The organism is Hymenobacter cavernae (assembly GCF_014641455.1).
GTDB lineage: Bacteria > Bacteroidota > Bacteroidia > Cytophagales > Hymenobacteraceae > Hymenobacter > Hymenobacter cavernae.
On the sequence record NZ_BMHT01000006.1, the window covers coordinates 308,810 to 330,201 of the forward strand.

General features: G+C 55.9%; 20 protein-coding genes. 13 read left to right on the forward strand and 7 right to left on the reverse strand.

All coding sequences use genetic code 11. The features are described from left to right. Nucleotides 1–225 precede the first annotated feature (225 nt). Together IEX74_RS17325 and lysS are read left to right on the forward strand one after the other, a co-directional pair. Nucleotides 226–1,251, forward strand: a complete 1,026-nt coding sequence (locus IEX74_RS17325; RefSeq protein WP_188815269.1) for a hypothetical protein — start codon at nt 226–228, stop codon at nt 1,249–1,251. Nucleotides 1,252–1,485: 234 nt separating this feature from the next. Beyond that, nucleotides 1,486–3,048 carry a lysine--tRNA ligase gene (gene lysS / locus IEX74_RS17330; protein ID WP_188815270.1) on the forward strand — a complete coding sequence of 521 codons (1,563 nt, stop codon included), beginning with the start codon at nt 1,486–1,488 and terminating at the stop codon, nt 3,046–3,048. Between the two features lie 384 nt (nt 3,049–3,432). Here the strand turns inward: lysS and IEX74_RS17335 are convergent, their stop codons facing one another. From IEX74_RS17335 to IEX74_RS17345, 3 genes are all read right to left on the reverse strand, one after another. After that, nucleotides 3,433–3,645 carry a hypothetical protein gene (locus IEX74_RS17335; protein WP_188815271.1) on the reverse strand — a complete coding sequence of 71 codons (213 nt, stop codon included), beginning with the start codon at nt 3,643–3,645 and terminating at the stop codon, nt 3,433–3,435. A gap of 83 nt (nt 3,646–3,728) precedes the next feature. Then, complete coding sequence (locus tag IEX74_RS17340) at nt 3,729–4,142, reverse strand: YtxH domain-containing protein (protein WP_188815272.1); 414 nt, start codon at nt 4,140–4,142, stop codon at nt 3,729–3,731. Between the two features lie 122 nt (nt 4,143–4,264). Continuing rightward, on the reverse strand, nt 4,265–4,699 hold the full coding sequence (locus IEX74_RS17345; protein WP_188815273.1) for a CsbD family protein: 435 nt from the start codon (nt 4,697–4,699) through the stop codon (nt 4,265–4,267). Nucleotides 4,700–4,965: 266 nt separating this feature from the next. Between IEX74_RS17345 and IEX74_RS17350 the strand changes: the two genes are divergently transcribed. From IEX74_RS17350 to IEX74_RS17360, 3 genes are all read left to right on the forward strand, one after another. Continuing rightward, nucleotides 4,966–5,208 (forward strand): Kazal-type serine protease inhibitor domain-containing protein, encoded by a 243-nt coding sequence (locus IEX74_RS17350; protein ID WP_188815274.1) that lies wholly within the window; start codon nt 4,966–4,968, stop codon nt 5,206–5,208. An 11-nt stretch (nt 5,209–5,219) separates the two neighbouring features. Beyond that, complete coding sequence (locus IEX74_RS17355; protein ID WP_188815275.1) at nt 5,220–5,603, forward strand: cupin domain-containing protein; 384 nt, start codon at nt 5,220–5,222, stop codon at nt 5,601–5,603. Nucleotides 5,604–5,740: 137 nt separating this feature from the next. Next, nucleotides 5,741–6,622 (forward strand): dienelactone hydrolase family protein, encoded by an 882-nt coding sequence (locus tag IEX74_RS17360; protein WP_229755350.1) that lies wholly within the window; start codon nt 5,741–5,743, stop codon nt 6,620–6,622. A gap of 159 nt (nt 6,623–6,781) precedes the next feature. Here the strand turns inward: IEX74_RS17360 and IEX74_RS17365 are convergent, their stop codons facing one another. Next, nucleotides 6,782–8,338 (reverse strand): M28 family metallopeptidase, encoded by a 1,557-nt coding sequence (locus IEX74_RS17365; protein ID WP_188815276.1) that lies wholly within the window; start codon nt 8,336–8,338, stop codon nt 6,782–6,784. 119 nt (nt 8,339–8,457) lie between these two features. Further along, nucleotides 8,458–10,530, reverse strand: a complete 2,073-nt coding sequence (locus tag IEX74_RS17370; RefSeq protein ID WP_188815277.1) for a tetratricopeptide repeat-containing sensor histidine kinase — start codon at nt 10,528–10,530, stop codon at nt 8,458–8,460. Nucleotides 10,531–10,765: 235 nt separating this feature from the next. Here IEX74_RS17370 and IEX74_RS17375 point away from each other — a divergent pair, with 235 nt between their 5' ends. Continuing rightward, complete coding sequence (locus IEX74_RS17375; RefSeq protein WP_188815278.1) at nt 10,766–12,058, forward strand: M20/M25/M40 family metallo-hydrolase; 1,293 nt, start codon at nt 10,766–10,768, stop codon at nt 12,056–12,058. Between the two features lie 183 nt (nt 12,059–12,241). Here the strand turns inward: IEX74_RS17375 and IEX74_RS17380 are convergent, their stop codons facing one another. Together IEX74_RS17380 and IEX74_RS17385 are read right to left on the reverse strand one after the other, a co-directional pair. Then, nucleotides 12,242–12,754 carry a cupin domain-containing protein gene (locus tag IEX74_RS17380; RefSeq protein WP_188815279.1) on the reverse strand — a complete coding sequence of 171 codons (513 nt, stop codon included), beginning with the start codon at nt 12,752–12,754 and terminating at the stop codon, nt 12,242–12,244. Nucleotides 12,755–12,890: 136 nt separating this feature from the next. After that, nucleotides 12,891–13,718 (reverse strand): AraC family transcriptional regulator, encoded by an 828-nt coding sequence (locus IEX74_RS17385; RefSeq protein ID WP_188815280.1) that lies wholly within the window; start codon nt 13,716–13,718, stop codon nt 12,891–12,893. 220 nt (nt 13,719–13,938) lie between these two features. Between IEX74_RS17385 and IEX74_RS17390 the strand changes: the two genes are divergently transcribed. The 7 genes from IEX74_RS17390 (at nt 13,939) to IEX74_RS17420 (ending at nt 21,312) form a co-directional block, all read left to right on the forward strand. Further along, nucleotides 13,939–15,303 carry a hemolysin family protein gene (locus IEX74_RS17390; protein ID WP_188815281.1) on the forward strand — a complete coding sequence of 455 codons (1,365 nt, stop codon included), beginning with the start codon at nt 13,939–13,941 and terminating at the stop codon, nt 15,301–15,303. A 48-nt stretch (nt 15,304–15,351) separates the two neighbouring features. After that, nucleotides 15,352–16,179, forward strand: a complete 828-nt coding sequence (locus tag IEX74_RS17395; protein WP_188815282.1) for a formate/nitrite transporter family protein — start codon at nt 15,352–15,354, stop codon at nt 16,177–16,179. Nucleotides 16,180–16,356: 177 nt separating this feature from the next. After that, nucleotides 16,357–18,168 (forward strand): ABC transporter ATP-binding protein, encoded by a 1,812-nt coding sequence (locus IEX74_RS17400; protein ID WP_188815283.1) that lies wholly within the window; start codon nt 16,357–16,359, stop codon nt 18,166–18,168. 605 nt (nt 18,169–18,773) lie between these two features. Continuing rightward, nucleotides 18,774–19,010 (forward strand): DUF433 domain-containing protein, encoded by a 237-nt coding sequence (locus IEX74_RS17405; RefSeq protein ID WP_188815284.1) that lies wholly within the window; start codon nt 18,774–18,776, stop codon nt 19,008–19,010. Next, nucleotides 19,007–19,375 (forward strand): DUF5615 family PIN-like protein, encoded by a 369-nt coding sequence (locus IEX74_RS17410; protein WP_188815285.1) that lies wholly within the window; start codon nt 19,007–19,009, stop codon nt 19,373–19,375. The genes IEX74_RS17405 and IEX74_RS17410 overlap by 4 nt, the downstream gene beginning before the upstream one ends. 286 nt (nt 19,376–19,661) lie before the next feature. Beyond that, the gene (locus IEX74_RS17415; RefSeq protein WP_188815286.1) at nt 19,662–20,063 is read left to right on the forward strand and encodes an ACT domain-containing protein; all 402 of its coding nucleotides are present in this window, start codon (nt 19,662–19,664) and stop codon (nt 20,061–20,063) included. 181 nt (nt 20,064–20,244) lie between these two features. Then, nucleotides 20,245–21,312 (forward strand): SDR family oxidoreductase, encoded by a 1,068-nt coding sequence (locus IEX74_RS17420; RefSeq protein ID WP_188815287.1) that lies wholly within the window; start codon nt 20,245–20,247, stop codon nt 21,310–21,312. The last annotated feature ends 80 nt before the right edge of the window (nt 21,313–21,392 follow it).

Here is a 21,392-nt window from a genome sequence, read left to right on the forward strand (position 1 = left end):
TTAGAAGTTAGCATTGTGGTAGAGATGCTTCGGCAGACTCAGCATGATAACCTAGGGTTGAGAGTTACGCTTGTTTTTCAACTAATCTATTTAGTCAATTTTGATTTTATAAAACATATAAGCAATTGCTAATCAATCAGTTATTTTACTAAAAATTCTTGTAAAACCAACCCCTAAATGCAACTACTATCCCCGGCCTGCTGTTTACTTAGCATGACGACAATAATGGAAAACAACATCTTCCCGCTCGTGAGGGACGAGCAGAAGCAAGCGGAGGAAACGTGGCGCAAATCCATTCCTGCCCAGGTTTTCCTGAACTACTTCTTTGCCATCAACTACCACATTCAGGAGGGCGACGACGCGCAAGGTGGCTTGCAACATCTCCCCTACTTCCGGGCTCACCAAGCGGAGTTTACTGATACAGATATGGTAGCCATCACTAAGCTGCTGCATGCGTGCTGGAGTACAGAGTACGCGCTACGCGCGACAGCCGAGCTAGGTGATGAAGATTACTTACGCAATGCCCTGCATTGGACCTTCCCGCAGGCTTACCACACGATTCTGTCGGGTTTGCAGGCATTCCTGTATACCACTGGCGTACGCTCCAACAACCCGGCGCTGGTGCAGCGGGAAGTTGGTCGTTTGGTAGTGCGCAATGCGTATCCACGTCCAGTATCGTTCTACGCGGCTGGTGCTTACGGCGACTTTAGCATTCATCGTTTGCCGTTGGCCGGCTACAAGGCTGGGTTGCATATTGCCAGTAAGGAGATTGACGCACAAGCTCAGATTGGCCAGTTCTTGCGCACTACGCGTAAGCAGAAGGCCATGATTGTGCGACAGCAGGTGCAAGCCAACCCCAACACGGCATTGCGCAGCCAAAAGACAGGCAAGGTACTCGACAAATGGACCGCTCAGCACTGGCAGCAGATTACGTGGAGACTAGGCTATACCACCATCTTCGATCTGCTCAGCCGTTTGCGTATTTCGCAGACCAGCCGGGAGATTGAGCGCTACGTGGAAGCGGAAATCGACTTCAAGCTTTTCCACCAGTCGCTGCTCAACATCGTGAGCTACTTGAATGGTATTCACGAGACGTATATTGCCAAGGCGATAGGTCTGGAGCGCTACCGTGAGGTGGTGGCCGAGTTGCCGAAGCACTTGCAGCACAGCTTTGTGGCTGAGCGCTTGCGCAAACAGGTGGAGCCGACCATCACCGGTGAACAGCCGACTCAGATGGGCATTGCTGCCTAGGTCTGAACCACGGATTAGTCGGATTTTGTGGACGATTTCTGCTTATCGAGTTGACGGGCTATCTATTTGATAGCCCGTCAGCCAATAGAATAAAAAGCCTTCCTTAACTATAGGATGGCTTTTCTGTTTTTACCGGACCTAGGTGTAATCGCCTACCAAATCCGCGTAATCCGAAAAGTCCGTCGAATCCGTGGTTCAGATATTACCTTTGCGGGCTTAATAACTACCTTCCTTATGCACCACCTTAGCGAACAGGAGCTGATACGCCGCCAGAAGCTGGAAGAACTCCAAAAGCTTGGCATTGAGCCTTATCCCTCCGAACTGTTCGATGTGAACTTCTACGCACAGGAGATTCACGATAACTACCATCCTGAGCTAAACAACTTTCAGGAAGTGAGCCTGGCTGGCCGCCTGATGTCAATTCGGGTGAAGGGCAAGGCATCGTTTGCCGAGTTGCAAGATGCTTCAGGCCGCATTCAGCTTTACATCAACCGCGACGAAATCTGCCCTGGCGAAGACAAGGAGTTGTATAACACCGTGTTCAAGAAGCTAATGGACCTAGGTGACTTCGTGGGCGTGACGGGTCGCGTGTTCAAAACCATGGTGGGCGAAACGTCGGTGCACGTTACCGGCATTACGCTGCTTTCGAAAGCCTTGCGCCCATTGCCCGTTGTGAAGGAGCGGGTAGATGAAGCTACCGGCGAGAAGATAACGTACGACGCCTTCACCGACCCTGAGCAGCGCTACCGTCAGCGCTACGTGGACTTGGTGGTAAACCCGCAGGTACGCGACGCATTCGTTAAACGGACGCAGCTGGTGCAGGCCATGCGCAACTATCTGAACGACAAAGGCTACATGGAAGTGGAAACCCCAATTCTACAGCCGTTGTATGGCGGCGCGGCCGCTCGTCCGTTCAAAACGCATCACAACACGCTGGACATGACGCTGTATCTGCGCATTGCCAATGAGTTGTACCTCAAGCGCCTGATCGTGGGTGGCTTCGATGGCGTGTACGAATTCTCGAAGGACTTCCGCAACGAGGGCATGTCGCGCTTCCACAACCCCGAGTTCACCCAGATGGAGCTGTACGTAGCCTACAAAGACTATTACTGGATGATGGACCTGGTGGAGGAAATGGTGGAGCGCGTAGCCCTAGCTTTGCACGGCAAGACCGAAGTAAAAGTGGGTGAGAACGTTATCAACTTCCAACGTCCGTGGAAGCGCTTCACGATGTTCGAATCCATTAAGGAGTACACCGGCGTCGACATCACGGAGATGGACGAAGCGGCACTGCGTGAAACCGCAGCTAACTTGCACGTTCAGCTCGAGCCTAGCATGGGCAAGGCCAAGATCATCGACGAAATCTTTGGCGAGCATGTGGAGCCGAAGTTGATTCAGCCGACGTTCATCACTGATTATCCGGTGGAAATGTCGCCGCTAGCGAAGAAGCACCGCTCAAAGCCGGGCCTGGTGGAACGCTTTGAGGCTATTTGCAACGGCAAAGAAATCTGCAACGCCTTCTCTGAGCTGAATGACCCCATCGACCAGCGTCAGCGCTTCGAGGACCAGTTAGAGCTAGGTAAGCGCGGCGACACCGAAGCCATGGTACTCGACGAAGATTTCCTACGAGCCCTAGAGTATGGCATGCCGCCCACGGCCGGTCTAGGTATCGGCATCGACCGCCTGAGCATGATCATGACGAACTCCAACTCGATTCAGGACGTGCTTTTCTTCCCGCAAATGAAGCCGGAAAAAGCCGAGAAGAATACCGAGAAAACGGACAAGCCAGTAGAATAACTCAGGCGCCAATATGAAACAGCCCCACGACCTACCTAGGTCGTGGGGCTGTTTCGTGTAGCGCGGATTTTGTAGTCCGCGCTTGCTTGTTCCTGGTTACGGACTACAAAGTCCGCGCTACATTGCACTAGGCTAAAAATCGAAAAGCCTCCCGCTAAAAATGCGAGAGGCTTTTCTTTGAAACAAGCTTACCCTTCTAACCGGAGTAAACTTTGAAGAAGCTTGCGATGAACAAGTCTGATTTTACTAACAGGCTGTTAAACCAAAATTCCTGTTAGAAGCTCCTACTGTCAGCAATTTTACAACAAAGTAACTTTCGATCTTCTTTCAAGCTCGTTATATGTTCTTTAACGGGTGCGCGAACCTAAGGTTACACGCAGCTACTTATTTTTTCAAAATATTTTCGGGCGGCCCTTCCTCATCACGCTCCGCGGAGTTTTCGCTGGTCGTGTTGTAGTCGTAGGGCTGCGCGGCCCCGATGCTGGCGGCGAAATCGTCGCTGTGCGGGTCGGTGCTGCTGCTGCCGCCTACTGTGGGCTGCTGACCTAGGTCCTGGTTTTGTTCCTGCGTTTGGTCCTTGTTGGTGGGGTCAATCATGAGCGCATGTGTGGCGCCGACCTAGGTTTAAAAGTCAGCTTTCGTTTTTAGAAGGTTATGCCCGATAGCTAGCAACGCGTTCGTCAGAACGATGAACTACCAATATGCCGGCCTTCGCCGCCACTGCCGTCATAATCAGAGTCGAAATCATCGTAGGTGCCGGGCACGCTCTCAATACCGGCCGCCGCATAATCCACTGCTGATGTTCTCCGGTCGGTGGCTGTGGTATTGGTGCTCGCCAAAGAGTTCAGCGCCTTATTCGCATCGGCGAGGTCCTGCGAAGGCGTGGCTTCTTCTGCCTGGCCTTTCAACTCGTTGAAGCGTGACAGGCCTTGCTTGACTATCTTGCCCAAATCGTCACCTAGCTTGTTCACCGATTGCTTCAGGCTAGCGCGCGTGCCTTCGCCGGTTTCGGGTGCTAGCAGCAGGCCCGCTACCGCTCCGGCGGTGGCGCCTACCAGCAGCGAGAGAATGATTTTACCATTGTTATCTTTCATTCGCTTAGAGAGTTAGGATGGAGAAATATTCTTTTTGAACGTGAATACGACAAGATAGTTAAACAAAAACCCTTCTCCACCGGGGAGAAGGGTTTTTGTTTAATAACAGGAAAGCCAATGGCTTACAAGTCGTTCAACAGCTTTACGATTTCGCTTTTGCCCTTGCCTAGCTTCTGCTGCAAGCGGCCAATCAGCTCGTCGCCTTTGCCTTCGGCGTAGGTCAGGTCTTCGTCGGTGAGCTGGGCGTACTGCTCTTGCAGCTTGCCTTTCAGCTCGTCCCAGTTGCCTTTCAGCTTCAGGCCGCTGCCGGGCAGCGTAACCCCTAGCTCTTCGAGTTTCTCAACGTAGCCTTTGAACTGCGTGTCCAGGGCTTCGCCGTACTTCGAGAGTTGCTCGCCGAGTTGGCCGCTGTATTTAGTGGCCGTATTCTTCAGGTTTTCGCGGGTGGCTTTACCGTTATCGGGCGCGATTAGCAGACCAGCAATGATACCGGCGCCAGCACCGGCGAGAGCAGCGAGGAGAATTTTGCCTGTGTTGTCTTCTTCTTGATACGACATGATGTAGAGAGAGAATAAGTGAAAAATGAGAGCAGAAGTAGCGTCGGCAGGCAGCCAAGGGGGAGAGAGGAAGCCGGGCGGAAGGTTCATCCGCCATTTTCGCCAATCTGCCTGCTATACGAAGCCCATCAGCAGGGGTTATAGGTACGAATTAAAAAATAGTTAAACTAAAATATGCAACATTTTTAGTCTGTCTTCCTCACCACGGCCGTATTTTGCCCCGGCAAGTAACCTAGGTTGATTGCCTTTCCTCTCATTTTCTGCCCATGTTCAAGCTCTGCTACACCGCCACATTTTTGCTGCTCGCTACGGCCTGCCACCGAGCGCCGGCTACCACCAACGCGCCATGCATCGACCCGGCCAAAATTCGCACCGACGCCATGTGCACCAAGGAGTACAACCCCGTGTGCGGCTGCGACGGCAAAACCTACAGCAACCCTTGCATGGCGACTAATGCCGGCGTAACTAGCTTTATGCAAGGAGCTTGCGGGGCCGCTACCACTCCTTAAATTACTTTACGATGTCTGAGAAAAAGTACTTTCGTCAGCAGGCGCCTTTTCGCGTGCCCACCACCGACGGCAAGCTCATCGAAGAGCACATTGGCCTGGCCAGCACCCAAACCGCCACCTACAGCGTGGCGCACATGGTGGCGCCGCCGCACTGGAGCGAGCCGCACCAAACGCCCGAGTTCGACGAAATTACTATCGTCGTGCGCGGTCGGAAACGGTTCGAAGTCGATGGCGACGTGATTGAGCTGACGGCCGGCGAATCGCTGCTGATCAAGGCAGGTGCCCGGATTCGCTACTCCAATCCGTTTGAGGACGAGTGCGAGTATTGGTCGATCTGCGTGCCAGCCTTCAGCCCAGCTACGGTGAACCGAGAGGAAGAAAACCCGGCCAACTAGCCAACTACCTAGGTTCATTCGATACTACCCTTTTCAAAAAACGTTTGCCGGCCAAAAACGCTGCGGCGCTATTCACGCTGGCATTACGCAATCATTCTGGAAAAGCGCGACTTCTGGTCGGGCTTTTTTTTATATTGATGCCTCTACTCCAACCCCGCATCATGGACCAGCGCATCATCAATCTATTTGACGAATACACCCATAAACCGCTCTCCCGCAAGGAGTTTATGGAACGCCTCGTGAAGCTTACGGGCGGCACGGCCCTGGCCGCGGCGGCGCTGGCGGTCCTCGACCCCGGCTACGTGCAGGCGGCTACTATTCCGGAGGATGATAAAGGCCTCACCATCGAGGATGCGACCTGGCACAGCGGGGAGACTACCATGAAAGGCTACCTGGCGCGTCCCAAAGGCCACAAAAAGCTAGGTTCGGTACTAGTGATTCACGAAAACCGCGGCCTGACACCCCATATTAAAGACGTAGCGCGCCGCGTAGCCAAGGCTGGCTACGTGGCCCTAGGTGTTGACGCCCTCTCCCCTTTCGGCGGCACGCCCGCCAACGAAGACGAAGGCCGCACCCTCATCGGCAAGCTCGATGCCCAGCAAAACCTGACCAACTACCTGGCCGCTCTTACTTACCTCCGGCAGCGTAAGGATAGCAACGGCCGCACTGGTTGCGTGGGCTTCTGCTGGGGTGGCGGCCTCGCTAATCAGCTCGCAGTGCACGATCCGCAGCTAAACGTGGCGGTGGCGTACTACGGCGCGCAGCCCAAAGCCGAAGACGTGCCCAACATCAGCGCGGCGGTGATGCTGCACTATGCGGGCCTCGATGAGCGCATTAACGCCGGCATTCCGGCTTACGAAGCGGCGCTAAAGGCTGCGGGTGTGAAATACGAGCTATATGTGTATAATGGTGTGCAGCACGCTTTTAACAATGATACCTCACCGGCACGTTACAATCCCGAAGCCGCAAAGCTAGCCTGGGAGCGGACGCTACGGTTTTTCGGGGAGAAGCTAGGATAGGTAAATGGTGCTGCGCACCCTGGTAGGCGCGAGCTTGCGGCTCGCGGGTAGAAGAGTCTACTGCTTTTGCACCAGGATCAATAAAGCCAGCTGAACCTCGCAACAAAAAAGCCCCGCTAGCAACTAGCGGGGCTTTTACGTTTATCTTAACCTAGCTTTTTACTGCGCCGGCTTCACTATATTTATTGGCTTGCGTGGCAGCTTCTGGTCGCGCATAGCGGTGTTGTACACGAACGAGGCCACGATAACCGAAGCCTGCTTCAGGTCGTCGGGCTGGAGGCGCTCGTAGGTGTCCATGTTGGTGTGGTGGGTGCGGGTGCCGTAGTCGAGGCCATCCTGAATGAACTGGAAGCCTGGCAGGCCCACGGCGTCGAATGAGAGGTGGTCGGTGCCGCCGGTGTTGCGCGGCGTGACGGTGCTGGCACCTAGGTCGGCGAACGGCTGGAGCCAGGCCGTGAAGATGGGCCGCACGGCTTCGTTGCCCTGCAGGTAGATGCCGCGAATTTTGCCCGTGCCGTTATCCAGGTTATAGTAGCCGGCCAGCTTCTCGTGGTCGGGCAGAGGCTTCACTGCGTCGCCGAAATGGTTCTTCACGTAGTTTTTGGAGCCGTGCAGGCCTTCCTCCTCCTCGCCCCACAGCGCAATGCGAATGGTGCGTTTCGGCTTCACATTCAGCGCCTTGAGGATGCGCACGGCTTCCATCATCACGGCGCTGCCGGCGGCATTGTCGGTGGCGCCGGTGGCGGCGTGCCACGAGTCGAGGTGACCACCTAGCATCACGATTTCGCTTTTCAGCTTCTTGTCGGTGCCGGGAATTTCGGCTACTACGTTGTAGCCTTTCAGGTCCTGGGTCTGGAATTTGGTTTGGGTTTCCATCTCCACCTCCACCGGAATGCCGGCTTCCGCCAACCGAATCAGGCGCAGCTGATCTTCGGGTGCCGTTTCGATTTCGGGCAGCACGGGCTTAGCATCAGCCGCGTAGGGTGCGCCGTTACTGGTGAAGAACGTGCCGTCGGAGCCGCCGCGGGGGTTGCTCAGCACCGCCACCGCGCCTTCACTCAGGAAGAAATCTGCCATTTTGAGCCTTAGCGCCGCACGGGCCCGGTACGCCGCTAAGGCATCGTCGGTCATAGCGGGGCGGACGCTAGGAGCGGCCGTAGCGTCCGCCATTTTCTTCAGGTCTTCGTCGGTGTAGCGCTTGGCATCAGGCTCAAAACCGGTTTTCGGCGGCGCCGTCACTTCCGTCACCACTATTTTGTCGCGCAGCTGGCCTTTGTACTTCTCCAGATCCGCTTCATTGGCCGCCTTCACGTACACGATCTGCTTTTTCACGGGGCCGTTCGTGCCCGGCGTCCAGGCTTTCGGCGCCCCGATCATGGCGTGGTAGTAGGGCTTGGTCATGGCCACATACGACTTCTGCACATCCCAGCCGCGGCCAAAGTCGCCCCAGGGCTCCACGTTGGCGTTCACCAAGCCCCATTTGGTGAGCTGGTCCTTGGTCCATTGGTTGGCGCGCTGCAAGCCTTCCGAATTGGCCAAGCGAGGCCCGCACACATCGGTCAGGTAAAAGGCCGTTTCCATCACTTTGGAGCGGTTCATCCCTTCGTCCCTGATCTTGGCAATCATGGCCTGGTCGAACTTCTCGGCTTGTTGGGCCAAGAGCGGCGAGGTGGCCGCCAAGCTGCACGCCACTGCGCAGAATAGTAGTTTTCGCATGAGAAAAGTGTTGGTTGTGAAGGAAGTATGGGTTAGAAGTTAGTTCTGGAAAGGGCAGCAAACTGACACACTTCCGGCCTAAACGTTGCGCTGATTTGCCAACTGCCGCAAACCTAGGTTTATGCTGCTTCCGACTGCGCTTCTATCGGGAGCGTAACTACAAACTCCGTAAACTCGCCTTTCTGCGTTTCTACCGTGAGCGTGCCTTTGTGTCCTTTCGTAATAATGTCGTAGCTCAACGGCAAACCTAGGCCTGTGCTTTCGCCGGCAACCTTATTAACTGAGAATCGCTGAAATACAGTCGATTGCATATCCACCGGAATACCCAGGCCGTTGTCACGGATACGTAGCTCCACGTGGTCCGCCAAACGCTGCGTGCTTACCGTTACCTGAGGCACGTAGCCTTCTTCCGCTAGTCGCTGCCGCTCCTGCACCGAGTAGAAGGCATTGAGAAACAGTTGAATGAGCGCGCGAGCCAGGTCGTGGTGCACAGTTTGAACCGTGCCTAATGCCGGATCCAACGCGGGCAATAAAGCCACGTTGAAGTTGCGATGCTTGCCCCGCATTTCATGATATGCCAGACGCAAACTACTCTCTATCAGGGTATTCAGATCGGTGGGCTTGCGCGGGCTAGGTTCGCCCGAGGCATACTCCAGCATTCCCAATACAATAGAATTGGCCCGCTGCCCGTAATGCACAATCTTCTCCTGGTGCTGTCGCAGGTTTTGCAGTGTTTCATCCAAGTACTCCCAGTCGTCGGCGGGAAGCGTGAGCTTGCCGAATTCGGTGTGCAGCTCCTGGCACAGGGCTTCGCTGATGCCGGCAAAGTCGCGCACATGCTGCACGGGCTTCTGAATCTCCTGCGCCACGCTGGCCATCAACTCTCCCAGCGAAGCCATTTTCTCGCGGAGCACCAGCTGGCTTTGCGTTTCCTTCAGCTCCAGCAGCGTGCGGGCCAGGTTGTCGCGCTGCGCGGTCAGCTCTTCCTTTTGCTGGATAACTTGCTGATTCAGTGTATGCAATCGACTATTTGCCTGTTTTTGCAGCTTATTGTTGCGCCACAACAGCAGGGCCACTAGCAGCAATACGCCCGCGCCTGCCGTCAGGGCATACAGCCGCACCTGCGCGTGGAAATGAATCCGCTCAATTTCCAGCTCCCGCAGCCGCTGCTGCTCGGCAAACCCAATAGCATCGAGCTGCTTGATGCGCTGCGGATCGTAGAGGCTATCTTCGGCCTGGAGCATGATGTTCATGTACTTCAGCGTGCTATCGCGCTGTTTGTGAGCCTGAAATGCTTCAGCCAGCAGGTTGCTGGTGCGCACCACGCCCACCACGAAAGGCAGCGCCTGGCCCATCGTCAGGGCTTTGCGGGCGTAATACACGCTCGAATCGGGCTGCTGCCGGTTCTCGTACAGCTCGGCCAGGTATTGATAGGCCCGGCTGCTGCTGCGCAAATCATGCTCGGGGATGGCCGCCTTGGCGCTAAGCCGGTAGTAGCGAATGGCTTCCGTATCGTGGCCCAGGGCGGCTTGCAGCAAACCTAGCTCCCGCAGCACGTAGGGTTCCGGGTTGCCCCAGCAGCTTTGGTTTACGTTCTGCGACTGCCGGGTGAGCTGGTAGGCGCGGTTGAGATAGTAAGTTGCCGAATCGAGCCGCCGCAGGGCCGTGTAGCTGGCTCCGATATTAGCCAATACACTGATTACCTGCGAATCATCACTCGTGTGCGCTTGCTCGTAAACCCGCTTTGCCCGGAAGAAATATGCCAACGCCGGCCGCTCGTCGTCGAGGGCATGGTAGAGCAGGCCGGTTTGGTTGAGGGTGCGGGCGGTGCCTTCCAGATCGTGCACTTCTTCGTTGATCTTCAGGGCTTTCAGATCGGTCCGCAGAGCCTGGGGCAGGTTGCCCCGTTCGCCCATCAGAATACCAATGCGCGACAAACAGCGCCCCTCCCCTTTCCGATAGCCGATTTTCCAGGCCAGGTGCAGCCCCTGCCGGGCGTACCACTGCACCGAGTCGAAGTCCGAATAACGATAGGAGGCGCTCAGATCGGCCAGCAGCAGCACGCGACTGGAGTCGGTGGTGGCCTGCGCCAACGCCCGCCGCAGCACCGCCGTCTGCGGACTTTGCGCTTGTGCCAGTGCCGGAATCAGTAGTAAAATCAGGAAGAATAAACCCCGTAATCGTTGCTTCATGCGTGATAAACAAAGCGTTAAGCCAACTGCATTTGTGTGCCAGCCAGCAGGCGTAAGCTGACCTCGAAGTTACCGGAAAAGTTGCCGGCAACGCGTACGGAGGCGCATAACGCAAGCAAAAACGCGGGCGGCACGACCTAGCCTGTCGCTTGATTATTGAACACGCTTATGCACAAGTAATAGCTGTTTTGAATAGTATTAGGCTGATTTTCCCCAACCTGACCTAGCTTGTTCTATGAGAAAACGCCTACTCCTGGCCTGCGCTTTCGCGGGCACGTTTGCCGCGCACGCCCAAAAACTCACGGCCACCGAAAAGAAAATCGTAGCTACGGTGCAGCGCAACATGCCGCAAAGCGAGAGGCTGCTGGTGCAAGTCGTGAACATCAACAGCGGCACCCTGAACCTGAAAGGCGTGCGCGAAGTGGGCGACATTTTCCGCAAGGAGTTCGACAACCTAGGTTTCAAAACTACGTGGGTGGATATGCCCGCCGAGATGCAGCGCGCCGGGCACTTAGTAGCGCAGCGCAAGGGCAAGGGCAAGAAGGGCAAAAAGCTCTTTCTCATCGGCCACCTCGATACCGTGTTTGAGCTGGACATGCCCTTCACTAAGTACACCCAACTCAACGACTCGACCGTGACCGGTCAGGGCGTGAACGACATGAAAGGCGGCGACGTGGTGATGCTGGCGGCTCTGCAAGCCTTGCAGCAAAACGGCCTGCTCGCTAACACGACCATCACGGCCTACTTCACCGGCGACGAAGAGCGCAGCGGCAAGGGCGAAGCCGCCCGCGCCGACTTCATCGCCAAAGCCAAAGAGTCGGATGTGGCGCTGGCGTTTGAGTCGGCGGCGGGGCTGCACACGGTGGCGACGGCGCGGCGCGGTTCCAGCGGCTGGCAGCTCAAAACGTATGGGCAGGCGGCGCACTCATCGGGCATCTTCAAGCCGAATGTGGGCTATGGCGCGGTGTTCGAGGCGGCGCGCATTCTGGACGAGTTTCGGGAGAAGCTGAGCCAGGAGCAGTTTCTCACCTTCAACCCCGGCTTGATTGTGGGCGGCTCGGAGGTGAAGTATGATGCCGCCAACGCCCGCGGCGAAGCAATGGGCAAAACCAACATCATCTCGCCGGAAGTGAACGTAGCCGGCGACCTGCGCTTTCTCACCGAGCAGCAGAAGGAAGCCGCCCGCGCCAAGATGCGCGACATCGTAGCGCACAGCCTGCCCAACACCCGCGCCGAAATCACCTTCACCGATGGCCTGCCCGGTATGCCGCCTACGCCCGGCAATCAAAAGCTAGCTACCCTCGCCGACCAGGTGAGCCGCGACCTAGGTTTCGGTCCCGTGCAGGCCGGTGACCCTGGCTCCCGCGGGGCCGGCGACGTGTCGCTCGTGGCCCAGTACCTGGATTGTCTGGATGGGCTAGGTTCGTCGGGCAAAGGTGCCCACGCGCCCGGCGAGACGATGAACACGAAGGAGTTTCCGCTGCTGGTGCAGCGCGCCGCGCTGATGATTTATCGGCTGACGCGGTGAGGGTAGATTAGCGGTGTGCAAAGTTGAACGTCATGCAGAGCATTCTGCGCATTAAGCAGCGACGAGGCATCTCGCGTGCTGTCGTTGTGTTGGTATATCCTGCCGATTGAAATTACCATTACACGCGAGATTCCTCCTGCGTCAGAATGACGTTCTAACGACTGCAAGGTGCTTGATGCGCTACTACCCCGCCCTCACCCTAGGTCCCACAATCTTCAGGTTATGAGCTAGGTGCAGCTGCTGCACTTGCTCCAACGAGGCTGTGCTGCCCAACCGAGAGAGCTGCTGGAAGAAGGCTTCCGTGGTGCCGCTGGGCTGGGTCAGAAACAGCATCTTGGCCGTTTCGCTCAGGACCAGGAAGCCGTGCGGGATGTTGCGCGGCAGAAAGATCAGGTCGCCGGCCTTTAGCGTGTATTTCTCCTCCCCGACCTGCACCAGAAACTCGCCTTCCAGGATGTAGAACTCCTCATCCTGCTGATAGTGAACGTGCAAGGGCGGGCCATCATGGCGGCGGTACACGCCCGTAAACACCGAAACCTGCTCCTGCGTGTCGCGGCCGGAGAGCTTCAGGTACAGGTCGAAGCCCATGATGCGGTAATGAGCGGCGAAGCGTCCTTCGGCACCGCGCACCACAAAGGGGCTGCCGGGGGCGGGCACATTGGCGCCCAGCGTGGCGAAAGAATTCAAAAGCGTCATACCGAATACCGCGGAGGAAAGGTTTTTTAGCGCCTTACGGCGGGAAGATGGTTGCATAGCCGTTGCCAATTAACAAGTTGATTTTCAGCAAAGCTAGGTTCCGGCAGCTGCGGCTTGGTGGTCAAAAAACGACATTTCAGCGCAGGTGCAGCACGTACTCGGGCGCGCGGGCTTCTTCCCGCAGGAAAGTGACCGGCGTGACGCCGGCAAACTGCTTGAAGTCTTTCGCCAGGTGCTGGTAGTCGGCGTAGCCACAGGCCAGGGCGACGGTCAGCCAGTCGTGCGCGGGGTGCTTTTCTTTGAGCGCCTGCGCCTTATTGAAGCGTACCAGGCGGGCAAAAAGCTTCGGACTAACGCCCGTCCGGTCGCGGAATTTGCGCTCAAACTGCCGGTAGCTCAGGCAAGCCTGCTGAGCCAGATAATCCAACGAAAATGACTGATTCGGCGCTTGCAACAGTTGGCTCACCTTATCAATGGGTTCCAGGCGCACGGCCCGCCGCCGGAACCGCTGCACCAGGTACGTATCCACGACGTTAATCATTTCTGCGTATTGGGCCGTATTCATCAGGTGCTGCGTGAGCGTGCTTATTTCCGAACCTAGCACCGCTTCGGCTTCCAGGGTGGCGTCGGTAAGCTCGGCGAGTGGCAACCCGCCAAGCAGGTGGTAAAGTCCGCCCAGCTGGAAAACCACTTTCACGACTTTGAAGCGGCGCGGGTAGTGATGCTGCCAATGCGTGAGCGGCTGGCCCTGCACCACGGCGTGCGGAATCACGAACTGCTGGTGGCGCTCGGCGTGTACCTTGGTAAACACCTCATCAGGGTAGAAAATCAGGCTGTGCTCGGGTCGGGCCGGCATGAGCTTGGTCGGAATCGTGGCCAGTCCCGTGAAGTCGAAATGGAGCAGCAGATACTCCTTAACGTAGGGCGCCAGGGCCGGGTGCGGCGGCAGTTGCTGGTAGATCATGGAGCCTTGCTTTTGCTACTCACCAGATTGGGCTAGCTAACAGGAAGTTACAAGAAATTTCCTAGTAGTCACTTACCCTTAACCTAGGTTTGTTGCTGATTCCTGGGCACTTCACCAGAAAGGCTGAGCTAAGCTCGTGCTTTACCAGTTCCTGGTATTTCTTTTCGTACCAGCCTGCCTGCCAGCCGTATAGTTCTTCATCATCCGACGGCTGCGTAGCATGGAAATCCTGATCATCTTACTCCTGGTAATCCTGAATGGTGTGTTTTCGATGTCGGAAATTGCGCTGGTATCCTCCCGAAAAGCTAGGTTGGAAACGGAAGCGCAGCAGGGCGACGCCCGGGCGCAAGCCGCACTGGCCCTGAGCAATAACCCCAACCGGTTTCTGTCTACGGTGCAGATTGGCATTACCCTGATCGGCATCCTGACGGGCATATTCAGCGGGGCGGGCCTCACGGCGAACATTGAGCGGTCGGTTGGGCGCGTGGAGTTGCTGCGCCCCTACAGCCACAGCATCGCCGTCGTCGCCACGGTAGCGCTGATTACGTACTTATCGGTAGTAGTAGGCGAGTTGCTGCCCAAGCGCATTGGCCTGACGAACCCGGAAGGCATTGCCAAGTTTATGGCCGGCCCCATGGCGGTGCTGTCGCGCATGGCAGCACCGTTTATCTGGCTGCTCGAAACCTCCAGCGAGCTGCTAATGCGGCTGCTCAACGTCAAACCCAAGGAAGGCAGCGGTGTGACGGAGGACGAAATCCGGTCGATGGTGCGGGAAGGCGCCTCGGAAGGTGCCATTCAGGAAGTGGAGCAGAATATCGTCAACAACGTCTTCAACCTAGGTGACCGGCGCGTGGGCTCGCTCATGACGGCGCGGCAGGACATCGTGTGGCTCAACGTGAACGACGACGTAGCCACTAACAAGCAGAAAGTGCTGTCACGGATTTCGGCGATGTACCCGCTCTGCCGCGGCACTTTGGATGAGCTAGAAGGCGTCGTTTACCTCCACGACTTGCTGAATCCTAGCCTGGAGGAGCAGCTTACGCGCTTGGCCGAGCTGAAGAAAGACCCGCTGTACCTGCCCACCAACACCAAGGCCTATCAGGCCCTGGAGCAGTTCAAAGGAGCCCGCGCGCACCAAGGCATCGTCGTGAATGAGTTTGGCGACATTATGGGCATGCTGACCATCAACGACTTGTTTGACGCGCTGGTGGGCGACGTGCCGCTGCCCGACGAGGATGAACCCGAAATCGTGCAGCGCGAGGACGGCAGCTACCTCATAGACGCGCAGCTGCCCTTCGCGGAATTTGCGGAGCGCTTTACTATCTCGGCAGCTGAACAGCAAGGGCTTACGGGCTTCCATACTCTAGGTGGCTTCGTATTACACGTGCTCAGCTCCATCCCGAAAGTGGGCGAACAATTCGTCTGGAAAGACCGCTCGTTTGAAATCGTGGACATGGACAAGAGCCGCATTGATAAGATCTTGTTTCGGGAAAAAGCGCTTGCTCCGGTGCAAGCCACTGATGCAGTGCCGGAAGGCGGCTTCGTAGCCACCCCGCACACACCGCAATCGGATTTCAGAGGCTAGGTTTTTTCAGGTAGTCGCTCCTTCCTCTCTTGTCATTTCACCATTACTATGAAAAAAGAACAACAAGCCGTTGAGGAGCAACAGGTGGAAGAGCGAAGCTCGCCCACCGGCCGGGTTATTTACAAGAGCATCTTGCAGGAAGGCGAACTGGAGCTAGAGCGGCCTTCCTCTTCCCTCTTCTGGTCGGCGCTGGCAGCGGGTTTGTCAATGGGTTTTTCTATGGTCGGCGAAGGTTTGCTGAACACTTATCTACCCGACGCACATTGGCGGCCGTTGATAGCCAACTTTGGCTACAGTCTCGGCTTCCTGATCGTGATTTTGGGGCGGCAGCAACTGTTCACCGAAAATACGCTCACGCCCATTCTTCCGCTGTTGCAGCGCAGTGACTTCCGCACCCTAGGTCAGGTGCTGCGACTATGGAGTATTGTACTGATAGGCAACCTTATCGGGGCGCTGCTCTTCGCTCTGGCGGTGGCCCACTCCACGGCTTTCGACCCGGAGGTTAAGCAGTCCTTTGCCGAACTCGGGCACCAGGCCATGGAACACGACTTCGGCACAACGCTGCTGCGCGGCATATTTGCCGGCTGGCTTATCGCGCTTATGGTGTGGCTGTTACCGCTTGCCGAAACGGCTCGTGTGTGGATTATCATTATCCTCACTTACTTCGTCGGGGTAGCTCACCTTAGCCACATTATTGCCGGCTCCGTCGAAACCTTTACGGCAGCAGCCATGGGTCAGGCTTCATGGGGAAGCGTCTTAGGCGGCTTTGTGGTTCCGGCACTGCTCGGCAATATTATCGGCGGCGTAATGCTAGTGGCCGCGCTCAACCATGCCCAGATAGTAGCCGGTGGCGCGGGCGACGACTTATCAGAATGAAGATTGCTCCTTGTAAGCAGTCTGGACCTCTGCCTGCTATTCCCGCGTTCTTCATCGTCTACGCTTGCTTGCAAATGCAGAAGTGCCATTCAGGAAGTGGGTTAAGCCTCGTTCATAACCCCATTCCCCCGAAGTTCGTCTAATTAAGCTAGCCCCTCACCTAGCCCTGATTGACGCATGAGCCTTTGGGAAATCATCAAGCGCCTCTTCCCTTACGTCCGCCCGTATCGTGGGCTGGTTATTAGCACCTTACTGCTTACGCTGGTGGGCTCGTTGGCGGCACAGGTAAACCCGTTTGTGCTGCGTTACACCGTGGATACGGTGCAAGGCTTGCTAAACCGCAACCTAGGTCTGACGCAAGGCATGCCGCTGCTGCTAGCCGTTAGTGCACTGCTGCTGGGCAAGGAAGTCGTGAATACCCTCATTCAGTTTGGGCAGAAGTTCTACGGCGAGAAAATCCGCATCAACGTGTCGAGCACGCTCATGCACGACGCGGTGCATAAGGTAGTGAGCTATCAGCTAGGTTTCTACGCCGACAACGGCAACCAAACCGGCAAGCTGCAAACCCGCATCGACCGGGGCGTAGAGAGCCTGATGAAGCTGGTGCAGAACTTCTTCATCGATATTCTGCCGCTGTTCGCTAATTCCATCGTGGCGCTGGTGGTCATGTTTATGGCCAACCTGTATGTGGGGCTGGTGGCCGTGGCGGTGCTGCCGGTGTACTTCTGGCTCAGCTACCGACAGGCCGATAAGCTCAACGGCACCCGCCGGGCGCTGCGGGGTTTGCGCGAAGCGCGCAGCCAGGGCCTCGTCAACCTGATCGACTCGGCCGTGGTCATCAAGAGCTTTGTGCGTGAGGACTTTGAAGCAGTAAAGCAGAGCAAGTTGCAGGATAACTTGCAGGAGGCCCAGCTCCAGACGCGCAAAACCAACTTCCTCTACGACGGTCTCAAAACCTTCACCGAGCAGATCGGCGTGGTGTTCATCATCATCCTGACAGCCTACCTCGTGCTCGACCGGCAGATTAGCATTGGGGCCATCATGTTCCACATTCTGCTGTTCAACAACGTGTCGGCGCCTATCCGGCAGCTGCACCGCATCTACGACGAGATGAACGACGCCCTCACCTACTCCGAGGGGTTTTTCGACATTCTCGACGCCAAGGATGCCGTGGAACCCACCGGCCAGCTGCAACCCGACCATCTACGCGGCACCTTCGACATCTGCAACGTCGACTTCACCTACCCCAGCGGCACGCAAGCCCTGCACGACGTCTGCCTGACCATCGAGGCGGGCAAAACCACCGCGCTGGTGGGCCTCAGCGGCGCCGGCAAGAGCACCATCATCAACCTGCTCTGCAAGTTCTACGCCCCCGACCGCGGCAAAATGCTGCTCGACGGCAAGCCCCTGGCCGACTACGACACCCACGCCTTACGTCAGAAAATTGGCCTGGTGCTCCAGAAAAACCACATTTTCAAAGGTACCATCGAGGAAAATATCCGCTACGGCGTGATGGATGCCAGCTTCGAGCAGATCCAAGCAGCCGCCAAGCAAGCCTACCTCCACGAGCAGATTATGGAGCTGCCTAAAGGTTACCAGAGCGACGCCCAGCAGCTTTCGGGCGGGCAGCAGCAGCGCATTGCCATAGCTAGGTTGTTCCTGAAAAATCCGCCCATCATCTTCCTCGACGAGCCCACCGCCTCCCTCGACGCTATTGCCACCGAGCAAATCAAGAACTCCCTCGACGCTATTAAGCAGGGTCGCACGGTGGTCATCATCTCCCACAGCCTCGCTCAAATCGTGGATTCAGACTGCATTTATGTGATGAAGCAAGGCCGCATGGTGGAAAGCGGCACCCACGAGCAGCTCTACGACCTACGCGGCACGTATCGGGAGATTTTTGATGCTTCGGCGCGGAGCTTGAATATTGAAAAGTTAGCTCGGGTGATGGTGGATGATGGGGATGAGGTGGCGGATACGGCGGCGTGATTTGCAATTATCTCCTAGAATTTCTGAAAATTAAAACGAAAAACCTAGCTCCCAATTTTCGTTTGTAACATGAAAAACTTGCGGTCCTTTCCTCGTATAAGCAACAAAATACTTATGCCCATACTAGTCTTGGCATGCATAATTCAGGTACCCGCTTCGCTTATAATAGCTGAGACTCCGATAGAAAATAGCAAGAAAACTATGAGCATGCTTGAGGCAGGAATTATATTTTTTTTAATTATATCGACGCTATCAATTACATCAATAATGCTGGTTAAAAAGGATGATCAAAATCATACTAAAATTAAGTATAAATTTATTATAATATTTTCTCTTATAATGACATTTATATGTTGGATTTTTAACGGCTTCTTTAGTACTTGGACTATTAGCTAATGATTCAATATCAATATCCCTCGTTTAGCCAGATTTGTAGTCCGGTTGTTTGAACTGTGGATTTACAAGCTACTCTTCCCAAACCAGCGCGAGTTTAGCGCAGCGTAACTTGTGCAAACCATGATGACGAGGTTGCACCTCGTCTACTGCGTGAGCGACAACACAGAGCTATAATTCGGGCAGCTTCATAGAATTTGTATCTTGCCTCTATGCTCGACGACCCCCACACCCGCATCACCATCGACCCCAACATCTGCCACGGCCAGCCAACAGTTCGAGGACTGCGCTACCCTGTGCAGAACATACTGGAACTGCTAGCATCTGGCATGAGCGATGCTGAGATACTAGCTGATTACGAAGACCTTGAAGTTGAAGATTTACGCGCCTGCCAAGCTTACGCGGCTGAAGTTCTTAAGGTGCGTACTGCTTATCGCTTGGCTTCGTGAGTGATTTACCTCTACGCTTATTGGTAGATGCTCAGTTGCCCAAGCGCTTAGCCCGTTGGCTCGCTGCTGAAGGTGGCTGTGACTGTCTACACACGTTGGACTTGCCGGAAGCTAATCGTACGTCGGACGGAGCTATTAGCAACTTGTCCGTGCAGGAGCAACGTGTTGTTATCAGCAAGGATGCTGACTTTGTGAATACCTTTTTGCTACACGGTAAGCCGTACAAGCTATTGTTGATTTCAACGGGCAATATCACGACTAACGAATTACTGTCGCTTTTTCAACAGCATTTGCCTGCCATCACTAACGCATTGCAGCAGTATTCCTATGTAGAGCTTACACGGCTCCAGTTATTAGTTCATTAGTAAAGATTACAGCAATAGGTAGAGTATGTCTATATAGGATAGAAGAACTCCCAAGGAAAAGCAGAAAGCCCCCAACTAGCGCGAGTTTAGCGCAGCGTAACTCGTGCCAACTATGATGACGAGGTTGCACCTCGTCTGTCGCGTCAGCGACAAAGCGGGGCCACTTCGTGTAGGATTCCGTTCGGACAGGTGAGGCTTAGCCTCACTGCATAGCCAGGCACGAGCTACAAGCTCGCGCCGGATACAGCCAGATAGCTCAGACAACATAAAACAATACTTTCCTTTCATGCCCGGCGAAACCAACCTAGCTCAGCTCCTGCGCACCATGAAGCCCGAGCTTCAGCCGGGCCGCTACGTGTTCTGCACCGTCGCCTCGCTCGAAAACCTAGCTTTGCCGGACATCATCTGCTTCTTCCGAGAACAGGAAGGCTTCACGGTTATCCTGCCGCAAGCCACCGCCGACCGGCTACAGCTAGCCTATTCCTTTGTAGCCACCTGGATAACCCTGACGGTGCATTCGGCCCTGGAAGCGGTGGGCCTGACGGCGGCGTTCGCGCAGGCGCTGGGCCGCGCCGATGTGAGCTGCAACGTGGTAGCCGCCTATTACCACGACCACATTTTTGTAGCGGCACCCGACGCGGAGAAAGCCATGCGCGTGTTGCAGGAGCTAGCTGAAAGCGCGCAGTAAAGACTACCGACGGCTGACAAATGCCAGTTTCGGCTGTTCTATAAACTTCTGCTGCATGAAGCTTTATCGTTTCACCACTTAGCTACTGACACCTAGCCGATTAGCTAGCGCGTCGTTCCGGGTGCATGTACCTAGGTGCACGACAGCAGAGATACCCAGAACCTAAATCAGCGTTTTCCGCATGAAAGAAATAGCCTTAGTTGTCGGAGCCAGTGGCATTATCGGCAGCAACCTTTGCCAGGAGTTGCTTGCCAATGGCTGGACCACCTACGGGTTGGCCCGCAACCCCAACAGTGATGTAGCCGGCCTGCGCCCCGTAGCCGCCGATCTGCTCGATCCGGCCAGTCTGCAAACCGCACTGGCCGACATCCAGCCGACGCACGTATTCATCACCAGCTGGATGCGCAACGAGACGGAAGTTGAGAATATTCGCGTCAACGGCAGCATGGTGCGCAACCTGCTGGCTGCCCTTTCGCCCAAAAAATCGGTGCAGCACGTGGCCCTGGTTACCGGCCTGAAGCACTACCTGGGGCCATTTGAGGCCTACGTGAGCGGCGGTTTTCTGCCCATTACGCCCGTGCGTGAGGAACACCCTAGGCTCGACATCGATAACTTCTACTACGCGCAGGAAGACGAGGTGTATGCTGCCGCCACCCGCGACGGATTTACGTGGAGCGTGCATCGCCCGCACAGCGTCATTGGCAAAGCTGTGGGCAACCAGATGAACATGGGCACGACGCTGGCTGTATACGCCACAATTTGCAAGGAAACCGGACGACGATTTCAGTATCCCGGTTCGGAGGCGCAATGGAATGGCCTCTGCGATGTAACGGATGCCCGACTTCTGGCGAAGCATTTGGTATGGGCTTCCACTACCGATGCCGCCCGCAATGAAGCCTTTAACGTGGTGAATGGAGACGTGTTCCGCTGGAGCTGGCTGTGGCAACGCCTCGCCGACTGGTTCGGCGTGGAGGCGGCGGGTTTCGATGGTACGATTCGTCCGCTGGAAGCCGAAATAGCCAACGACGGCGCGCTATGGCGTGGAATTGCGGAGCGCTACAACCTCGCCGAACCCGACCTTAACCGCCTGGCCTCTGCCTGGCACACCGACCTGGACCTAGGTCGACCGATTGAGGTGATGGCCGATATGTCGAAGAGCCGAAAGCTAGGTTTCACCGTGTACCAGCCGACGGACGAGTCGTTTTTCGACCTCTTCGAGCAGCTCCGCGCCGACCGACTCATTCCGTAAATTCTTCTCTTTCTGACGAACCGTCCGACTGCCGGTCGTGCCTGCTACTAAGTTAGTGGGCACAACCGGCAGTCGTTTTT